The organism is Streptomyces sp. NPDC088794 (assembly GCF_044750545.1).
Lineage (GTDB): Bacteria > Actinomycetota > Actinomycetes > Streptomycetales > Streptomycetaceae > Streptomyces.
Map to the genome: position 1 here is coordinate 1 of NZ_JBIVKB010000027.1, position 19,228 is coordinate 19,228.

A 19,228-nucleotide genomic window follows, 5' to 3' on the forward strand; every position below is an offset into this window, starting at 1 on the left:
GAAACAGCGTCCACAACTCGTCCGGCACCAACCGCTCCACCAGAACCGTCATGTACGACTCAACGAGCGATCACACCATTAGAAACGACGTCTAAGACAACCCCAGCTTACCCCGCCCACAATGAGTGCACCGGTGAGGCGAAGCGCCTTCCAAGCGCTTGACTGCAGGTTCGAGACCTGCAGGGGCGCTAGATAGACGGCGCGGGTTGCCCAATTTTGCACTCCTTGCCCGCGTCACGCCGTCGACTACACCGTCTGCGCCAACTGCCGGCTCGGGTGGGTCGAGCAGCCCTACACCATGGAGAAGTACCAACGGTGCGGGCTGGCCACCGCCGGCCTGGAAGCGCTGCGCCACGAGCACCCCGGCCTGTCCTGGCACACGCTGGGCGGCCACTTCCAGGACTCCCGCGCCTTCTGGACGGCCGTGGGTGCAGGCGTGCCAGGCAGCTATCAGCAGCGCGATACCTGCCCACACATACCCGAAGGGTGAACCCGGCCAGGCGGGCACTGCGCCGGCTGCCCTCGAGCAGAGCCGGATCTACGCACTGCTTGGCAGCGAGTTCTCGAGCAAGGGGCAGCGGGTCGTCAGCCGCGGCCAAGCGGGCGAGGCTGGAGCGCTGCTCACCGATGCCGCGGCATCCGTCCAGGGAACACGGTGTCCGGCCGTAGGGCGGTGACGGCGTCGACATGGGCGCGGCCGCCCAGGGCAATCAGGTCGCGGGCAACGAGGATGCCGAGCCCGGCGGCTTGCTCACACGGCTGTTCGACGCTGACGCGGCCGGGGGTGTCCCATCCGCTGCTCGTACGGCAGGAGTGCGTCTGATCTCGGGCCGGTACGGCGCACCGCGGGGGTGTGCGCCGTACCGAGGCGGTTTACCAGTGGTGGGTGATCCACCAGGTGATGCCGGTGACGACCGCGGCGCCTAGGGCGCCGGCTCCGCCACGGACAGCGGCATACATGGCGGCTTCGCTGAGCAGTCGTAGGGTCCAACCAGCGGCGGACAGTCGTGGCTGGCGCGACCGCCGGGACCGGTGGGGTGGCTTCGACGGTCCGCTCGATGCGGCCTGCTCGTGGGAGAGGTTGACGGGCTCGGGCACGTTCACAGTGGGCCTCCTTATGCCGGAAGTAGACGTCTCCCACTTCACGCGCAGGCCTGGCCCACCGGTGCTTGCACTTGTTCACTGTCCGTCAGTCATGCCTGATGGATGGCACTCCAGGGATTCCTCCCGGATCCTGACGTTCCCCGGAGAAGGGAGCAGCCACAGTGCCGATAGGACCGCCCAGCACCTTCACCCGCGCATTCGCCACGGCGCTGACCACCCACTGTCAGACCGCTGGCCTGACCCAACGCCAGATCGCCGAACGGATCGCCCGCGAACAGTTCCGGCAACGCGGCAGCCGCTACGACCGGCCCACCGACGCCGAATTGATCAAAGCGACTGAGCAGTGGGCCAAGACCATCAGTCGCTGGAAGAACGGCGACGCCCTGCCCCGCGACCCGGGCGATCTCCTGCTCGTCCTGGGAGTGGTCCACCCGGAGGGGACGGCCAAGGACTGGATCAGGCGATGGAATCAGGCCCGTAAGCGTACCGACTTCGCGGTCGGTACAAGCGAGGAGCCAGCGCCGCCCCAGCCCCGAAAACTGATCGTCGATGAGACCCCGGCCGACACCACTCCTGCGGTTTCTGTCTCCGCCAACTCCGGGGCCGTCGGCACCTTCAATGCCCTCATCCCTGTCAACGGCCGCCCGCCGATCATCTGGCCGCACCGAATCGGGATCGTTCCCGCGCCGGTGGACTGCCGCCAGGACCGTCGCGCCGACCACGTCTTGGCCGCCTGCCTAGCCGGCGAGGATGGTGCGCCGGTGCTGTCCGGGATGGGCGGGGTCGGCAAAACCCAAATCGCCTCCGTATACGCTCACTACAGCTGGGACACCGGTGCGGTGGATCTTCTGGTGTGGGTCACTGCCACCTCCCGCGACGCCATCCTGACCAGTTACGCGCAGGCCGCTGCAGACGCTACGGGGATCGAGGACCCCAACACGACCATTGGGGCAGCACGGTTCCTGGCATGGCTGGCCGAACCTCACGGCCGGCGGTGGCTGATTGTCCTGGACGACCTGCAACACCCCGCCGATCTCAACCAGCTGTGGCCCCCGACCGTCCCGACTGGGCGGACCCTGGTCACTACCCGCCGCCGTGATCATGCACTGACTGCGGGTCGGCAGCTGATCCCCGTCGACGTGTTCACCCCCCAGCAATCCGCCGCCTATCTGGCGGACAAGCTCGACCACGACCCCGGTCGGCTCACGCAGGCCAACGATCTGGCCGAGGATCTCGGCCACCTCCCGTTGGCGCTGGCACAAGCCGCGACCTACGTGATGGACCAGGGTCTGTCCTGCGCCGGTTACCGCACCCGGCTCACCGACCGCCGGCGAACCCTGGCCGACCTGGCCCCCGAAACCGGTGCGCTGCCGGATGAACACCGCTCAACGATCACCGCCACCTGGGCACTGTCTATCGAGACCGCCGATACGCTCCGCCCAGTTGGCCTCGCCCGGCCGATTCTTGAACTGGCTGCCTTGCTCGACCCCAACGGCATCCCAAGCCTCGTGTTCACTGCCGCCAAGATCATCGATTTCTGCGCCACCAGAGCTGGACGCTCGGTTGGCAGCGACGACGTTCAGGACGCGATACGACTGCTCCACCGGTTTAACCTAGTCACCGTCGACGACACCATCCGGCGCATCGTGCGCGTCCATAGCCTGGTCCAACGGGTTGTCCGGGAGGCAACCCACCCTCACGACAAGCAAGCGCTGGTCAGTGCCGTCATCGACGCCCTCAGCGATCTCTACCACGCCGGTTGGGCGGGTGACCATACGCTTAGGGAGCTTCAGGTGGAGGCTAACTTCCGCGCGCTACTCGCCACCGACGAACCCCACATCCCCGTCAAGCTGGCAAGCATGGATCCCACCTCGGCTGCCAAGCTGCTGTATGTGAGCGATTGGGATGCCATGGAAGGTCTCCGCACGCGCATGGATCCCAAAGACGCAGACGCGATCGAATGGGCGATGATCTTTCTACCCGAGGGGGGTGGAGGCCCGTGACCACCGACACGAACATTGGCTCCGCCATTCGAAACGCAGACCGAGTCCGGTAGGCATCTTCGAAGCCCCGTCTCTCGTGTGTGATTGGGCGCACGACAGCGACGTGGATCCGATCAAGGTCTGCGCATGCCGCTCCCAGTTCTGACGGCGCTGAGGGTCACCGGATACGCGAAGCGGCTCGGACACCGAGGTCGATGTCCGAGCCGCTTTCCGACACCATCTGACGGAGTGTCCGCGTCGACCAACTAGCCGGGCGGTGACGCCACTGAGCGTGTCACGAAGTCCCTGACCAGGCGAAGCGGGTCGTCGACCCTGGCCAGGTGGGTGAGGCGGGAGCGATGCTCGCCGATGCCCCGGCATCCGTCCAAGGGGCGCAGGGTGTCCGGCCGTACGGCAGCAACCGCGTCGACGTAGGCGCGGCCGCCCAGAGCGATCAGGTCGTGGACAACGAGGACCCCAAGCCCGGCACCCTGAGCGCGCAGCTGCTCGACGCCGATGTGGCCCGGTGCGTCCATCCGCTGCTCCTACGGCAGGAGTTCGTCGTCGAGGCGGACGAAGCCGTGCAGGGCGGCGAGGACGATGACGCCGGCGGGACCGGCTGGCGGTGCAGTACGGCCATGCGGCAACCGCCATGTCAGAGTCGTACGCCAGCCGATCCAGGGCCGACATGCTCGACGTCCTGGACCTAGAGAAGGGCCTGGTCCTGGCCGAGACGCTCACCGAGGCCAGCGCGCGGATCGCCGACGGGTAGAAGGTCACCGGCCCTGCCGCGCACCGCTACCGCGCCGCGGCGACCGAGTTCTCCCACCGCTACGCTGGCACCTACCTCGGCAAACGTGAGCTGCGGGCTCTGGTCGCCAACCCCCGCCTCCAGATCTACGAAGATCCCAGAGCCTCTTTGACCTGCAACCACGACGCGTTCACCGCCCTGTGCAACCCGGATCGCGGCCGCCCCCGCGACGCCAGCCAGACAACCCCCGATCACTCCCGCTGCAACTCGATCTGCCCCAACATCAGCCGCACCGACTCCCAGATCAGCGCCCTGCGCCGTGAAGTCGACCGGATCAACGAGGCCGCCGAAGCTGGCCTCGACCCGTATCCCATCGTCGCCCGTGAGCAGCAGCGCAAGGCCCGCCTCGCCGAGATCATCCGCCAGCACGACGCCCACCGCCCGGCGGGCCGAACACCCAGGACCCGGGATGAACAGCACAGTCCCTGACGCGGGGCCCCTCGACGCGGCCGGGGTCGCCCGCGTCGTCGGCACGGCTCTTGAACAGCACGCCGCCGCCGACGTCGGCCCGGACGACGCCGCAGAGGCGCGGGACATCACCGACGCCATGGTGCGGCTGCTGATCGGCGCCCCGCTCCGACGGCAAGCTGACCATTGTCTCCCTCGCCGCTGAGGCCGGACTGCGGCGCAACAAGCTCACCCACAAGCACACCAGTCTCAAGGACCTGTTCTATGCCCTGGCCAAAGCCCACGATCGCCAGGCTGGACCTCCCACCCGGGCTGAGGCGGCACGCCTGCATAAGCAGACCGAAGACTTGGCGCGCGTCCGTGCCGAACGCGACGACCTGCGCAAGCTGACCAGCCAACTCGCGCGCGTCGTCCAAGTGTTGGAGGTCGAGAACCACCGAGTGAAAGCGGCCAACGCCACCCTGGAGGAGCAGTTGGCCGCACGCGCTGGCATCCCAGACCTCGCCAGCCGACGGCCGCCGCCGTAGGGCCGCGCCCGCCAGAGCGGAACTTCGGCACCGGTCGTGCCGCCGCTCTCTGAGAGCCGAGGGATCAGGACCGCTGACCAAGCAAGGCGTGTGCCATCCAGCGACCAACTTCACCTGCGGGCTGCGATCTGAATTGCGCCAGGACCAAGTCCTGCCCCGAACCGATGAGCCCAGCTGCGAGCTCAGGTGGTCGGGGGAGCGATGATCTGGTCAAAGGCCAGGGCGCTGCTGCCCTCGCCTCGGCCGGTGGCCTTCCGAGCGCCATACCAGACCAGCACCGAGCCGTCCGGGCGTCGAGTGCGTTGGTAGCACTGGGTGACCCGGGTTCCAGCCCGCGGCACCTCCTCCTCGTGCACGTAGTATGCCTTGGGTAGGTTCTGCGACATCAGCGGGGTCCGCGGCCGGATCTTGGCCGGGTCGTTCAGGTCGCCGTCGAGGAACCGCAGCATGGCCGCGCGCTGGAGCTGCGTCTCCCGCGAGCTGCCGTCGACGTGCACCGGGACGAACGGCAGCCACTGCTCGGGTACCGAGCTCATCACCTGGTAGCGGATCGGCGCGGCCGACGGGGTGGGCGGCCCAGCTGGCGGGCCGACCAGTTGCTGCAGGTGGGTGTGCAGCTCGTGCGCCGCTTCGCTGCCCGAGCGCGGCCAACCGGTCGGCAACGGGATCTGGTGCTCGATCGCCCAGACCATGTTGACCATCTCGTCGCGCACCAGCGAGACGTCCTCGAGCGGGTCGCCCTCCTGCACCTTGGGCGCCACCGGCAGCAGCACCAGCTCGGGCTGCGGGTCGGCACCAGTCTCGTCGGTCAAGACGAACATGCCCCACGAGTCCCACCCGTCGGCGCCGGGCGGCGGCTGGGCCGGCTCGACCCACAGCCGCTCGTCGAAGACCGTCGTGACCGCTATGCCGTGGACTTGGGCGAGCGTGCCGACCGGCAGCGTCCACGGCACGAGGAACCAGTCGGTCGCGAAGACGAGGGCGAACTCCATCAGCATGAGCTTGCCCACGTCCGTCGTGTCGGCGGCGACCTGGCCGAAGTTGGTGTGCCGGTCCTCGAACGCCCACCAGCGGGTGTCCGGCATGCCGTCGAAGACCACCTGGGTCGGCACGAACGTCTGTATGTCGCGGACCGGTTTCACCACGGGCGTGGGCGGTGGAGGCGCGCCGGGCGAGGGTTGTCCGGGTACCAGCCGGGCCTGCCCGCTGCGCTCCAGCGAGGCCCAGTCCAGGTTCCCGAGGGAGTACTCCGGCGCGTGCAGGACGACGGCGGTACCGCCGTCGGTATCGGCCTCGCCGGACGGCGCCGACACCGCGAAGGCGTACTCCAGCCGGGACGGCAGCCACGCGTCGTCGGCGCCGTCTGGCTGCTCGACCAGCCCGGCGAACCAGGTGCGCAGCCGGTCGAGCAGGGCCTGCATAGCACCGACGTCGCCCGGGTTCAGCGTGACGCCGTCCTCGACCGACCCACCGTCGGCCACGTGTTCTATCAGGGCGACGCCGTCCATCGCCCGTTCGGCCGCGCAGGCGACCTGTTGCCAGGCGTCCTCGTGGGCGCAGATCAGCGCGTCGGCCGGATCACCCGGCCTGGGAACCCGCACCGCGTAGGCGTCGCGGTAGTCGGCGGCGTACGTCGTGGCCGGGAAGTCCCGCTCCAGCAGACGCAGCCAGCGCCGCCCGACCGCCATCCGCAGGTCGAGCGAGAGCGTCTGGTCGCCCAACGCCATCGGCACTCGGCGGCGCTCGACCCGCGGCTCGAGGACGTTGTCTGCATCGAGGTCGAGCACCGGTCCGTCGGCCGGCTGGTAGCGGTCGAGCGTGCGCAGGTCGAGGCAGGCTCGGGCCAGGACTGGCGACCCCGCGTCGTCGCCGACGAACTCGCCGAGCTGCCACTGCCGGGACAGAAACCACAGCGCGTCGCGCACCTCGGCCTGCAAGGCCCGGCCGAAGTCGTGGGTGCGGGGACGTCCCTCCAGCCGGTTCCACCGGGTGATGGCTGGGTGCAGCCGGCCGATCAGTGCGGCATCGAGGGCGGTCACGATCTCGCTCATGTCAGCCGTCCTCGAGCCGGGCGTAGAGGCCGGCGTTGCGCAGCAGGTTGTTGGAAATTGAGATCTCGGGCGATGTCCAGGCCGAGTATGTGGCCGGAAGCAGAGCGTCATACGGCGTGGTGTCGAGGTGGGTCGGCTCGAGCGCGCGGAGCTTGGCCGCGTCGAGCGTCTCGGTCACCGCGCCGAGCAGCTCCTCCCAGGACCAGGTGCCGTCGAAGGACGCCGGTAGCGCGAGCAGCCAGGCCTGCGGCGGCTCGGCGTTCGGCCGGTCGTGGTGGAAGGCCACGCCGGTCGTGATCTGCCGGGCCGGCACGACCTCGGTCCAGTCGTCGACGAGCAGGCCGCACAGCGGCTGGGCCGGGTCGAGCGCGCCGTCGTGCACGGCCGTGTAGAGCAGCCGCTCGCCGGTCAGCTCGACCGTCGCCGGGATCTCCAGGGCCAGCCACGGCTGGCCAGCCTGGTGCGGGAGCTGCAGCGGCGTGAGCTCCGGGGCGGCCGCTCCGGGCAGGCCCGCCGACAGCAGCACGACGTTCTCCAAGTGGTGCATGCGCTCGCGCACTCGCGCGACGCCGTGCAGCCAGTCGTCGACCGGGAAATCCCGCCCGGAACCGGCCGGGGGCGCGTCGGTCAGGTGCTTGGTCAGCCCGCCCGAGGTGGAGTGGGTCAGCGCGTTGGCCAGCTCGGTCGCGGCCGCCGTGGGCAGCGAAATCCGTTCTGCCACAACGAGATCCGCGCCCAGAAGCGCCCGCAGCCCGTCGCGCACGTGTCGTGCCTGAGCGCCCGCGGCCGCCCCCTTGTACGCCGTGAGCGCGGCACCGGCCGCGGCGACCCGGCGGCCCACCTCGGCGGCCAGCTGGGCGAGCCGGGTGGACAGCTCCGCGCGGAACCGGTCGACCTCCGTGACCGGGCCGGTCAGGTCGAGCGGCTCGGCGTCGAAGGCCGAGACGTCGGCCAGCGCGAGCGCGTCCGCAAGCAGTTCGCTCAGCGTCGCCCGCGGGCTGGTCGCGACGTCGTGGAGGTCGTTGCGGCGGTCCTGGAAGAGCCCGCGCTTGGGGTCGAGCGCGGCCAGGTGCTCCACCGGTGTCAAACCCGAGCTGATCTGGCTGCTGACCAGGACCTCGGCCGTCCGCAGCAGCTGCAGCCGCTCCTGGTCGGTCGCGGTGCCCGGCAGCCCCGCATAGTCGAGCAGGAGCTGGTCGTATCGTGCGAGCCGTTCGTCCCACGCCGTCACCCGCGCCCGGAGCAGGTCGGTGATCGTCGCGTATGTCGCGGAGCGCCACTCCAGCGCGAAGCCCGTGCCCGACTCCTGGATCCGGTACGCCGCAAAGGCCGAGACCGTCCCAGCGTATGCCGCGATCACTGCGTCCACGGTCGTGGTGGTGTCGGCGAGCACCGCCCGCAGCGGGGTGAGAGTCGGCGCGAGCGTGTCCCGTAGGTCGGCTTGTGCATCGGTCAGCCGGGCCCGGGGCAGCGAGACTGCGACCTGGTCGGCCGAGCGGGCGTCGCCCTGCCGCATCACGTCCGCCGGCCGGATCGGCCGGGCTCCCACGACGACCCGGCGCAGGCTGCGCAGCAGCCCCTCGAGCTCGAAGAAAGTCACCAGGCCGCTGATCCGCTCGGTGTGCAGGACAACGACCGGACGGTCCAGGCGCACCGGGCGGACAGCGTGCAGACGCTCGACGATCCGCTCGTCGAGATCGGTCAGCGCCTGGTCGGTCTTGGCGCCAGCCCGGTAGAGCAGGTCCGCCGGGTGCAGGCCGAGCTCCTCCTGGGTGATCGTCTCGACTCGGTCGGTGCCGGTGGCACGGTCGCCGTAGAGCACCCGCACGCCCACCGATGTCGGGGCCGGCAACCGAGCGGCCAGCCAGCGGTTGACCGCCGGTTCGGCCGACGCGAGCGGCGTCATCGTCAGGCCGGGCCACGGGTTTGCCGGTCCTGAGGTCGAGAGGTGCAGCACCGTGCGCACGGTCAGGCCCGTACCGACGCGCGGGGTCCGGACGACATCAGTCTCGGGCGGGTAGCCGCCCTTGGCGAACGCGTCCAGCGTGCCCGCCGAGCGGTCGTAGTTGCCGAGGACCGCCTGGTGCACGCCCTCGGCCAGAACCAGGTCCGCGACTGCGTCATTGACGTCCCGGATGTGCCGGAGCGCGGCCGTGACGGCTTCCTCCTCCGGCGCGGGCCGACGCGGCAGCCGGGGGTTGTCGAACGGGTAGGCGTCCGCGCCGCTGCTCTCGACGTGCTGCAGGAGCTTGCGGCCGTCGACGACGTTCATCGCGGCTATCGACTCCTGGGCCGCACCGTCGATCGTCGCAGTCGACTGGATCTGGTTGGCCACCAGCGGATATTCGAGCCGTAGCGGGTACACGAGCGCCCGCACGGTCAGCGGCCCGTTGTCGTGCAGGTACCGCTCGAGCTGATAGCCGAGCAAGGCGCCCAACGACTGCCCACCGCGCATGCCCTCCAGCACCACGAGCGCGGTGCGAACTCGGCGGGACGTCAGGTTGACCGACATCTTGCCCTCGTGGGCCACGTGTGCGTTGCGCAGGACCGCCGCCGTCGCGGCGTGGTTGATCGACGGCGCGTGCACGAGCCCGAGACTGGTCGGGTCCTTGGTCAGCGGCACCGTCGCGTGCTTGTCGATGTCGGCGGCCAGATCCGGCGGCAGGGTCACCGGGGCGAGCGTCTTGCCCTCCGGCCGCAGGTCCTCTACCCAGCCGTAGGCGCCGAGGTAGACCCCACCTGGACCACCGGCGGCTGCACCAGCTGCGGCGTCAACGGCGACGCTCGGACCGGCGAGCATCGGGCGGCCGCGGCCGGGCCGGGACCGCAACAGATCCAGCGCCCAGCCCAGTAGCCCAGTCCGCCAGGCGTCGATCCGATAGCTCGCGGTGTCGACGTGCTCGGCCAGCAGCCGCTCCAGCCTGGCGGTCGGCAGCCCGGCCAGCCGATCCAGTGCCTCAAGCTGCTCGGGCAGCACGCTGCTCTCCATCGCCCGGACGTTGCGCGCGATGTAGTCGCCCACGGTGAGCGTCGCGTCGCCGGTAACCGCGGGCGCGGGCGCGAACAGCTCGGCATACCGGCTCTCGCTGCTGGCCTCGGCCGCCGCGTCGACGTGGACGAACGCCGGTTCGCGGCGCAGCACCGCGATGTCCTCGATCGCGCCAGCCGAGGCCAGCAGCCCGATCGCTGTCTGCCGGAAGCTCAGCTGGATTGCGTGCCGCAGAAGCAAGTACAGCAGCACGGCCGGTCGCTTGCCGTCATCGAAGCCCTGCTCGGCCTGCACTGCCGTGATGCTGTCGGCGGCCGCGTCGGCAAGCCACTCGATGTAGTTGCGGCCGCCGGCATACCCGCGGAGAGGGGTCGTCTCGGACAGCGGCAGGTCGTCGACGATGGGGCCGTCCAGCGCGCGCTGGCGGGCCCGGTAGATTTTGGTCAGGACGTCGGGCACCTCCTCCCCGGCGTACCCGAGCCGACGCAGCAGGCCGACCGGCTCGTTGGCGGGGAACATCGCGACCAGCCGCTCGACGATGCCGGTGCCGGTGCCGAAGAAGGACACCTCGTACGCCTTGTGCTCCAGGCTGTCAGAGGTCAGCGGGTAGTACTCGACCGATGTGGGGTGCAGGCCGACGACGTCGAGCAGTTGTTGGTGGGTGTCCGGGCCGTCGCCGCCGATCCGGCTGACCCGGCCGAGCAGCGGTCGCCAGTCGGCCTCGACCTGTTGGACCAGCCGGACCAGCGCGGCTGGCACGGCCTGGGCAGTCGGCACGCGCTCGCCGAACCAGGCCAGCCGACTCAACGCGACGCATGGCTGGATGCCGTACGGCTGCGCGCCGATCCGCAACGCAGGCAACGGTCCTCGACCGCTGACCTGTCGGGTGAAGAACTCCCGGGTGCCTTCGACCGCCTCGTCGCTGAATACCGGCGCGAGCAGCGTGTCCATCAGGTAGCCGATCGTCGCTGGCCACAGAGCGGTCTGCATGGCCTGCGCTTCGACCCGGTCGGCCAGCCCGGCGCCAGGGATCCGGGTGCCGAGCGCATCGCCGATGCCGAGCGCGTCGGTGAACCGCTGGCCGTCCAGGCGCTGCTGTGGGTCGGCGACCCGGAGGTATTGCGGCTCCTGCTTGAACAGCGGGCTGAAGCTCGCGTCAGAGTCGTCCCGCCAGCTGTACGCCGCGCCGCCCTGTTCCGTGTCGTTGGTAGGCGTGCCTTGACGCAGCAGCTCCAGGCCTGCCCGGCTGTGCAGATGGTGCTCCAGCAGCCGGCCCAGGGTGGCGCTGCCTGCGGAAGGGGTCTCGGTCAACCGAACGCCGAGCAGCACGAGCCGGCCGAACCCGTCGGCCGCCTGGGCCGGGCTCAGGTCGACCCGGAAGGCCAGGCCGACGGCGAGCGCCCGCTCGAAGTCGAACATCCAGGCCAGCGCGTCCGGGACCTGCAACGTGTCGGGGTGGTCCGGGTCGTCGCCCACGGGCTTGAGCTGGTCGGCCGGTGCGGCGTTCGGATCTGGGCCGGCCTGCAGCGAGCCCGGGATCGGGTCGCCCAGCTCGACCAGGCTGGGTTGCGGGTCGCCGGCCCCGGCGTAGCCCACGAGGACCAACCGGTCGGGCAACACGTCAACCCGCGGCGCGCTCGACCAGGTCGTGGTCCGGGCGCCGAGCTCGGCCGCGTCGGGTAACTGCAGAACGCTGACCCGCACCGTCGTGCCGGCGGGCGTCAACCCGGTTGGCGGCGGGTCGTCCAGGTTGACCGGCGGGTTCGCGACGACGAGCGCCGCGGCGACCGTGCCGAGGGCGACCTCCAGGCCGGCCCGCGCCTGCGCCGTTGCGGTGGGCTGGCCCTGGGCCGACCAGGTCGCGGCCCAGAACGCCGCGACCGCCGGCGGCTGCGGCCCGGTTGCGACGACGATGAGGTCGAGCGTGTCGTCGGCCGGCTCCGGCTGGGCGCCGGGGTTCTTGGGCAGGAGTGTACGGACCACCCAGCCGGCCCGGCCGGAGCCGCAGGCCGCAACCAGCTCGCGCCACGCCGCCCGCTCGCGACCCTCGTCGCCGACCGCCCGCCAGATCCCGGCCCAGAAGGCCGATCCGTTGGCCACCTCCGTCGCGGTGAGCGAGTCCTCGAACGTATCGACCAGGCAGGTGTCGGGGTAGGCCCGCACCCACAGCTGCGGCGTACCGGCCGGAGACTGCTTGAACCGCGTCTCGATTCGCAACGGCAGCAACAGGATCGGCGTCCGGTCGTCGAGCCGCTCCACGGCCGTGACCGGGTCGGTGAAGCGCGCGATCGACTCGGCCAGTCGCGCCTCGACGCCGAGCGCATCGGCCAACCGGCCCTGTGCGTCCTCGGCCGCGAACACCGCGTCCGCCTGCTCCTGCTCGAGGCTGGCGAGTCCTGCCCGGTCATCCGGTGAGGCGGTCCGGCGTGCGCTGTCCAGCCGCCGCTGCACTCCGACCACCGACTCGGTGGCGGCGAGGGCGGCGGCACGGGCCGCCTCACGGTCGAGACGCCCAGCGGCCAGCCGGTCGCGCCGCTCCTCGAACTCAGACACGCCCGCTCACCCGACCTGGTGCAGCATCTCGGCCGCGTGCACGGCCATGAGGACAGGGACCTGGTAGAGGATGTACGCGATCTCGGCGGCATCCGTGTCGGGCCGCCAGCTGAACGCCTTGTCCTCGTCGTACTGCGCCTTCTCCACGGTGCCTTCACCCGGGTTGACCAGCGTCACGGTGTGCTGTCCGACCGGCAGTAGACGGGCGGTCAGGTAGTCGTCGACGACGTCCGCCCAGGACAGTTCGTTCCAGGTGTTGATCGGGCCGGCCGCGCCGTTGGAGGGGAGGTCGAGACCAAACCGGGGCTCACCCGGTCGCTCCTTGATGACGAAGAACCAGCCCGGGTCCTCTTCCTCGCCGTCGACCGCCTGGCCGCCCTTAGCACTCTCCGCGCTCAGGTCGAAGCCGAAGAAGTAGATGTCCGGGTCTACCTTGGCCTCGTAGAGCGGGGTCTTCACCAGGTCGCGCGGCGGGGTGCCGGCTGGCAGGTCGGCCAACCGGCGCGGCTTGCTCGGGTCGATCGCGCTGCCGGTGCGCTCCCACGCCGCGCGGTGGGCGTAGATCACCGCGGTCGGATACTTCTTCAGCAGCTCCCCGCGGATCGCGAGGACGACCTCCTGTTTGTCGCCCTGCTCCTCGCGGAAGTCGTGATCCCCCAGGCCGCTGGTGCCCGACCAGCGGTGCAGCTCAGGGATGTCCCGCAGCCGCTCGCGCAGCGCGACCGGGTCGGCACCCGGCTGGGCCAGGAAGCTCGTGACGTTCCAGAACTGGCGGAAGTAGCTGCCCCGCTGGTCGGTCGGGTACTCGCGCCACAGCAGCTCGCGGGCGAACTCGTGATTGAGTCCGACCAGGTAGGCCTCGATGAACCTCTGGTTGGTCTCCAACAGGGTGATCGAGTTGAACTCCAACAGCTGGATATTCGGCACGAGGTACTCGCTCGACATGTCCTCGAGAGGCTCATACATCGGCACGTCGATCTCCGGATAGACCATGACCTCGCCGAAGTCCTGGACCAGCCCGCCGGAAATCCGGTCCGGGATCTGGACCCCGGCCAGGACCCGCCGCGGCACCGTCCTCAGCGGGTCGACCGCGGCGTACGCCGTGCCGATAACCGCGTCCAGCTCGAGCGGCAGACGGACGACGACCGGCAGGCCTCGCTCGGCGACGTCCACGGCGTACAGATTGCGCAGGGCCTCCTTGAACCGCAGCCCGGTCGGCGTGTCCGCTCCCGGCCGGTACGGCGGTGGGAGGCCGAGCGAGCCAGGCTCGTCCGGCTGGCCGGGCGCCGCTGACCCCTCCGGCGTGATCTCGAAACCGGAGCTGTTCGGCAGGGCGTCAACCGACGCCGGCGTGCGGGTCTCCGGGTCGAGCACCGCGGCGCCTCCCTCGACGGCGCGGCTGAGCCAGCGGTACAGCCAGAAGGCCGCGGCCAGGACGAGGACGGCGAGCACGAAACCGACCACGGGGACGAAGACCAGCAGCAGGGCGAGAGCCACCGCGACGCACCAGAGCCAGCCCCGCCAGGCTGGGAGCCGGCGCAGCAGGTCGGCCACTGCCGATGGCAGGGCTGGCCCGCCGCCCGACCCGGACCCGGACCCGGACCCGGACCCGGACCCGCTGAGGGTCCCGGCCAGCACCGGCCCGGTCGGCAGGTTGGCCGGCACTGTCTTGGCGGGAGCAGCGCTGACCTCGCCACGGTTGACCCGGGTGACCAGCCCCTCCCAGGACGGCGGGCTGCCCGTCGCAGCGGTCCGGGCCGTGAGCCGAGTGACGCGAGCGCGTGGGCGCAGCACCTTGCGGGCGGTCACGCCGAGCAGCGCGGCCGGGACGGTGCTCTGCCGCACCGAGTACGCCACCGCCCGGCCGCCGTGCAGGACTCGCTGGTGCACCGGAGCGGTCATCGCCAACAGCCGCTCGCTGGCCCCGGATGCGAGCCCGCTCAGCTCGCGCCGGTGCCACACCATCGACGTCAGCATGGCCAACTGGCCGAACCGGATCCGGGCGTTTCCCTCAAGCACCTTGCCGACCTGTTGCCAAGCCGCCTCCATGTACTGCTCTTGGTTCTTTTGCACGACACCGGAGCCGAGGCCGGCCGCGACCCGGTGCCGCGGGTCGTGGTTCAGCTCGTCCACCCAGTGGTCGAGCGCCGGGTCGGCGTTGGCTGGGGTCAGCCGCGACACCTGCGCGGGCCAGCGCCCGTAGAGCGGGGGCACGACGATCGGATCCTCGTCGTCCTCAACCTTCGGCAGGCCGGAGGCGGCGTTGGCGTCGGCCGGGCTCCGTCCGGCGTACTCGGCGGCCAGGTTGACCAACCCAGCCAATCCGGTCTGGAACGGGTGAGGGTAGGGCGTGGCCCACGCCTCGAACTTGTCGTACTCGGCTCGCTCCTGCGCGCTGAGCGTGCTGAGCGGGGCTCGCAGGGCGCCGCCGAGCCGCAGCACGCCGCCCAGCCCGGTGATCGCCGGCAGGTTGGCGCCGGGCACGAGCACGTCGATCGGCCGGCGGCCGACCCGCGCGTCGACGGTCTTCGGCTGGAGCAGCCGGACGAGGTACTCGAAGTCACCGACCTCGCCGGTGCGGAAGAACCACCGGTGGTAGACCGGGTAGAGGCTGCTATCCGGGTCCGTGCGCCCGGCAGCCCAGGAGCCTTGGGTCGGGAAGGCCGCCGTCGTGGGGTTCTTGCCGAGCCCGGCAAGCCGACCCGACTCGAAGGTCGGCACGACGAACGCGTGATAGCCGGTGTTGGGCCGCAGCAGCCGTGGGCTGACCAGGCGCGAGTAGGCCTGGTCGCGGTCGGCCGTGACGGCGGCGCTGAGCCGCACCGCGTTGCCAGCCTGGTCGTGGGGGTCGCCGCAGAGTGCGCCGTTGACGTGTACGTGGGCCCAGGCCCAGAGCGTGTCGAAGTCGGGGAAGGTCCTGGCCGGGTCACTCGCCTGGATCACCGGCAGCCGGCCGCCGGCCAGCGGCGCCTGCTCGGTGAACTCGGTCTCGGCCAGCACCAGCAGGGTGATCCACGGTCGCATCCGGCGACCGCCGTCGGAGGATTTGGCTGGCGTGTAGCGCCAGGGGAAGTCCTCCTCGTAGAACTCCACGAATGACAGGTAATTGGTCTCGAAGTTGGTGATCCAGTGCCGCGGCTCGGTCCGCACGATGCTGGCGGCATCGATTCCGACGATGTCGCCGGGGCCGTACATCTGGACATTGCGCGGGATGTCCTCGCTCGTGCTACCGCCGCCAATCTTGTCGGCCGCGATGGTCAGGGTCACGCCGATGGTCGCGCGGATGCCCGGCACGACGGCCTGGTCGGCCTCCTGGACCTGGCCGCCCAGCCCCTGCCGTACCCAGGGCAGGAACGTGTACGACGCGATCGGCTGCTCGGTCATTCGGCGAGGTTCACCTCCGCCATCGGGATCACGTGAACGGACTGGCCCAGGTTCGGCTCGGCGGCGACCGCCGACGCGAGATGGGCCATCGCCTCGGCGTGGCTGGCGAAGGCGAGACCCCCTGGCATCGCTGTGTTGTCCACCTGGCTGGCAACGACGTACTGGTCGCCGGTGACGCCGACCTTCTCCGCGAACGGTTGCCGACGGCGCTCCGCGGCAAGGGACAACTCGCTCGACGCGATCGTGGCCCCGGCGATGAAGTGAACGAACAACTCGCCCCAGAACCCGAAGTAGTGGGTCGGGTGCCGCTCGAACTCGCTGTCGATAACGACCTGCTCGTAGCGGACCGTGCGGGTCGACGTTGGGCCGGTCGCCCAGGTGTTGCCGGCAGCCGCGAGCTCGACCCCGCTCTCGAGCAGCTCGTACGCCGGCGCCGCTAGCTTGGCCGCGTCGTCCATCGTGCGGTACTGCGCGACGGCGAACCGTTCACGGGTCGGGCCGCGCACGGCCACCACGCTGCCGGCGTCGACCGTGACGGTCGCCTTCGTGATGTCGGACGGCGTCTGGTTACCGACCTTGTCGATCGGGAGGTTGAGCGGCACGAACCGCTGGCTGACCTGCAGCACGCCGACCGGGTGGAGCACCAGCAGGTCGGGCTCGTCGAGCTTGCGCAGGGTAACGAGGAGCCGGGCGCCTGCCGGGAGCGCGGCCTTCCAGGTGTCGAGCTTCTCCAGCTCCGCCCGCAGGGCCGGCAGCACCGGCAGCGGTGGCAGCGTCTCAGCCTTGCGCTCGCCGAAGGTCTCGTCGACATCGAACGAGATGCTGAAGAAGAACTCGATCGATGCCGATCCCGAGATATGCCAAGGGGTAGGGCCCTCGAGCGAACCACGTAGCTGGACGCCGAAGACGCCCATGCCGAAGACCTTCACCGAGAAGCCGGTGGAGATCTCCACGATCAGGTAGAACGGCGAGAACCGCAGCAGGGCGTCTAAGCTGAAGTATCCCTCGACGCTCAGCGCGCTCATCCCGAAGTACGCCTCGGCGCGCGCCCCGAGCTGCACGCTGTTGGTCGTGACTGCGAAGTAGGTCTCGATCCGGACCCGGGCGTAGCTCTCGTCCAGGAGCGACAGGGCCAGCCGCTTGGGCGAGGGGAACGGCAGGGGGGGGCGGGCTGAACTTCGGGTGGAAGCCACCCACCGTCAGGACGAAGTTGGGGTTGTCGCTGTAATCCATCAGCAGCCCCATCTCACCGTCCAGGGTGATGAAGAGGATGCGGGACTCGTAGAGCGAGGCGAAGAACCACAGTCGGCGCTTGTCGAACTCGAGCGCGCCCATGAAGCTCAGCTGCAGGAGGACGACCGGGTCGTCCTCGGTCGGCAGGGCCAGCTTGAGCCGGCCGAGGATCACGACGTTGCCCGGGATCTCGATGATCACGCCGAGCGAGACCGAGATCAGTGTCGGCGTCATCCAGCCGATCGTGGCCATCGGCCCGATCAGGAAGGTCCCCGGCTTCGGCGGGAAGATCGCCCGCAGGTCGCTGAGGATCTTGGGGGCGTTCTCGATGATGTTGGTGGGGAAGAGGATGCTGCCGAGTGCGCCGGTCCGGATGCCATTGGCCAGCGGCTCCAGCAGGACGCCGCGGTTGAGGCCGAGCAGCCCGCCGACCCCGATCAGCTTGAAGCCGTAGCCGAGATGGAAGCCGGGGCTGAACTCCGCTGTGATGACCACGAGCATCGAGAAGCCGGGCTGGCCGCCGGGCAGCTTGGTGTTGATCAGACCGATCGCGCGCAGGGTCAGGAAGTTGCTGATCGAGAGCTCGAGTGCCCCGGCGTACTCGCCCTTGTCGAAGTCCAGGGAGAGGTAGCCGCCGCCCTTGACCACGCCGGCGTCGATCGAGAGGCCGACGCCGTTGGGTGGCTTGAAGCCGAGCGCGATGTTGGCCGGCCCGAGGTTGCCGCGCTGGTCCGGCGGGAAGGTCACGGTGGCGGTCAGTCCGATGTTCTCGACCACGGCCTTCAGCACGGCCAGGTCGCCCTTGATGGTAGATCCGAGCTCGATCGCGATGCCGCCGTCGCGCATCTTGACCGCGATCAGCGCGGACATGATCTCGACAGGGCCGAGCTGCAGGTGCGCGGGGATCGCGATCTCGAGACCGCCGCTGCCACCGAAGTACAGGCCCTGAGTGGTGGAGAAGCCGACGGTCAGGTCGGTGCCGATCGTCAGCCCCTCAGGCGGCAGCAGGCTGGAGAGGAACGAGTCGCTGTCCTCGCCCGGCTTGATGACGATCCGCGCGCCCTCGACGGCGAATTCGACGTACACCTCGAAGGAGCCGCTGGAGTGGAACCGCACGCCACCTACGGTGGAGGCACCGTCGATCTCGAACCGGCTGGCCTCCGGGTCCCCAATGAGCACCATTGGGGACCCGGCGCCGGCCTTCAGCCCGATGCTGATCGTGCCCGCCGCGTCGGACGGCGTGCCCGGGCCGAACCCGACCAGGAACTGCAGGTCCTGGTCCGGCCGGACCAGCGCGCCGTGCCCACCGTCGATCGCGACCTTGCCGCCGATGATCAGACGCAGAGTCTCGCTCAGCCCGATTTCGGCCTCGATCCCGGCGCTTCCATACGGCATGACGGCGAAGCCGGGCTTGGCGGCGGCCGTCTCGGGGAGCAGGGACAGGCCCACGCCCACTTCGTAGGCCTTCGTCGACTGGCTGCTGACCAGCGGCAGCCGCAATACCGTATCGACGGCCGTCGCCGGGGATATTGCTCCCTGCATCAGCTGGGCCAGCGTGAGCGGGTCGAGCTGCACGATGCCGGTGTTGATGTTCCAGGCTTCGGCCAGGTCGGCCAGGGCGTCGGTGAAGTCCTCGCCGCGGAAACCGGACGTGCCCCAGCCGTACGCAGTGCGGAAGAAGGTCAGCGGGTCGTGCACCAGGTCGCCGAAGCCCTCCCAGTTGATTGTCTGGGAGACGTACTCCGGGCGGGTCGCGGTCTCCGCCACTCGCTCGATCCGGATGATGCCCAGCACTCGCAGCAGGTGCCCCCAGCGCGGTTGGTTGAGCAACAGGTACTCGGACACGACGAAGTCGGCGAGTTGGCGGGGTAGCTCCGCCACGGCTTCGGCGGGGAGTCCGCTGCCACTCGCCATGCCGGAGATCGCGACGTACGCCGCACGCAGCCCGGCCAGCAGGGTGGTTGGGTCGATGGTGTCGCCCGGGTCTCCGCTCTCGACCAGGTCGTAGACGGTCGACGCTGCTGCGTGCAGGGCCTCGGCCATGGCCGTGGCCGGTGTGAGGTCCCACCCCAGTTCGAGCAGGAACGACTGCAAGCTGTCGGCCGACGTGGTGGCCTCGGCGAGCGGCTGCAGCGCGCGCCCGAGCTCGCACGCGATGGCGGCCAGGGGGTCGTCGTCAGCCATTG

At 70.1% G+C, this 19,228-nt stretch carries 11 protein-coding genes, 1 tRNA gene and 1 pseudogene; 6 read left to right on the forward strand and 7 right to left on the reverse strand.

What is annotated here, in order from left to right; all coding sequences use genetic code 11:
* The first annotated feature begins 127 nt into the window (after positions 1-127).
* Positions 128-188, forward strand: a tRNA-Ser gene (locus ACIP6U_RS46015).
* A gap of 110 nt (positions 189-298) precedes the next feature.
* Entirely contained in the window at positions 299-490 is a 192-nt protein-coding gene (locus tag ACIP6U_RS46020) for a hypothetical protein (RefSeq protein ID WP_401729233.1), read from the forward strand.
* A gap of 383 nt (positions 491-873) precedes the next feature.
* On the opposite strand, the gene ACIP6U_RS46025 is transcribed toward ACIP6U_RS46020, so the two are convergent.
* Complete coding sequence (locus ACIP6U_RS46025; RefSeq protein WP_401729235.1) at positions 874-1,104, reverse strand: hypothetical protein; 231 nt, start codon at positions 1,102-1,104, stop codon at positions 874-876.
* Positions 1,105-1,265: 161 nt separating this feature from the next.
* Here ACIP6U_RS46025 and ACIP6U_RS46030 point away from each other — a divergent pair, with 161 nt between their 5' ends.
* Positions 1,266-3,107 carry an NB-ARC domain-containing protein gene (locus tag ACIP6U_RS46030; protein WP_401729236.1) on the forward strand — a complete coding sequence of 614 codons (1,842 nt, stop codon included), beginning with the start codon at positions 1,266-1,268 and terminating at the stop codon, positions 3,105-3,107.
* Positions 3,108-3,352: 245 nt separating this feature from the next.
* On the opposite strand, the gene ACIP6U_RS46035 is transcribed toward ACIP6U_RS46030, so the two are convergent.
* Entirely contained in the window at positions 3,353-3,622 is a 270-nt protein-coding gene (locus ACIP6U_RS46035) for a hypothetical protein (RefSeq protein ID WP_401729238.1), read from the reverse strand.
* A gap of 383 nt (positions 3,623-4,005) precedes the next feature.
* On the opposite strand from ACIP6U_RS46035, the gene ACIP6U_RS46040 reads away from it, so the two are divergent.
* The 3 genes from ACIP6U_RS46040 to ACIP6U_RS46050 all read left to right on the forward strand — a co-directional run bounded on the left by ACIP6U_RS46040 (position 4,006) and on the right by ACIP6U_RS46050 (position 4,832).
* Positions 4,006-4,326 (forward strand): hypothetical protein, encoded by a 321-nt coding sequence (locus ACIP6U_RS46040; RefSeq protein ID WP_401729239.1) that lies wholly within the window; start codon positions 4,006-4,008, stop codon positions 4,324-4,326.
* A complete protein-coding gene (locus ACIP6U_RS46045) occupies positions 4,307-4,510 on the forward strand; it encodes a hypothetical protein (RefSeq protein ID WP_401729240.1) in 204 nt (67 codons plus the stop codon). The genes ACIP6U_RS46040 and ACIP6U_RS46045 overlap by 20 nt, the downstream gene beginning before the upstream one ends.
* Before the next feature lie 142 nt (positions 4,511-4,652).
* Positions 4,653-4,832: a hypothetical protein gene (locus ACIP6U_RS46050; RefSeq protein ID WP_401729241.1), complete on the forward strand. Its 180-nt coding sequence runs from the start codon at positions 4,653-4,655 to the stop codon at positions 4,830-4,832.
* Positions 4,833-5,014: 182 nt separating this feature from the next.
* On the opposite strand, the gene ACIP6U_RS46055 is transcribed toward ACIP6U_RS46050, so the two are convergent.
* The 5 genes and pseudogenes from ACIP6U_RS46055 to ACIP6U_RS46075 all read right to left on the reverse strand — a co-directional run.
* Positions 5,015-6,883 carry a hypothetical protein gene (locus ACIP6U_RS46055; RefSeq protein WP_401729243.1) on the reverse strand — a complete coding sequence of 623 codons (1,869 nt, stop codon included), beginning with the start codon at positions 6,881-6,883 and terminating at the stop codon, positions 5,015-5,017.
* Between the two features lies 1 nt (position 6,884).
* The gene (locus ACIP6U_RS46060; protein WP_401729244.1) at positions 6,885-12,425 is read right to left on the reverse strand and encodes a hypothetical protein; all 5,541 of its coding nucleotides are present in this window, start codon (positions 12,423-12,425) and stop codon (positions 6,885-6,887) included.
* A 6-nt stretch (positions 12,426-12,431) separates the two neighbouring features.
* Complete coding sequence (locus tag ACIP6U_RS46065; protein ID WP_401729245.1) at positions 12,432-15,809, reverse strand: hypothetical protein; 3,378 nt, start codon at positions 15,807-15,809, stop codon at positions 12,432-12,434.
* Positions 15,806-17,002 carry a DUF6603 domain-containing protein gene (locus ACIP6U_RS46070; protein ID WP_401729246.1) on the reverse strand — a complete coding sequence of 399 codons (1,197 nt, stop codon included), beginning with the start codon at positions 17,000-17,002 and terminating at the stop codon, positions 15,806-15,808. The genes ACIP6U_RS46065 and ACIP6U_RS46070 overlap by 4 nt, the downstream gene beginning before the upstream one ends.
* Positions 16,980-19,226, reverse strand: a pseudogene (locus tag ACIP6U_RS46075) (DUF6603 domain-containing protein); the annotation flags it as partial. The gene ACIP6U_RS46070 and the pseudogene ACIP6U_RS46075, both read right to left, overlap by 23 nt.
* Between the last annotated feature and the right edge of the window lie 2 nt (positions 19,227-19,228).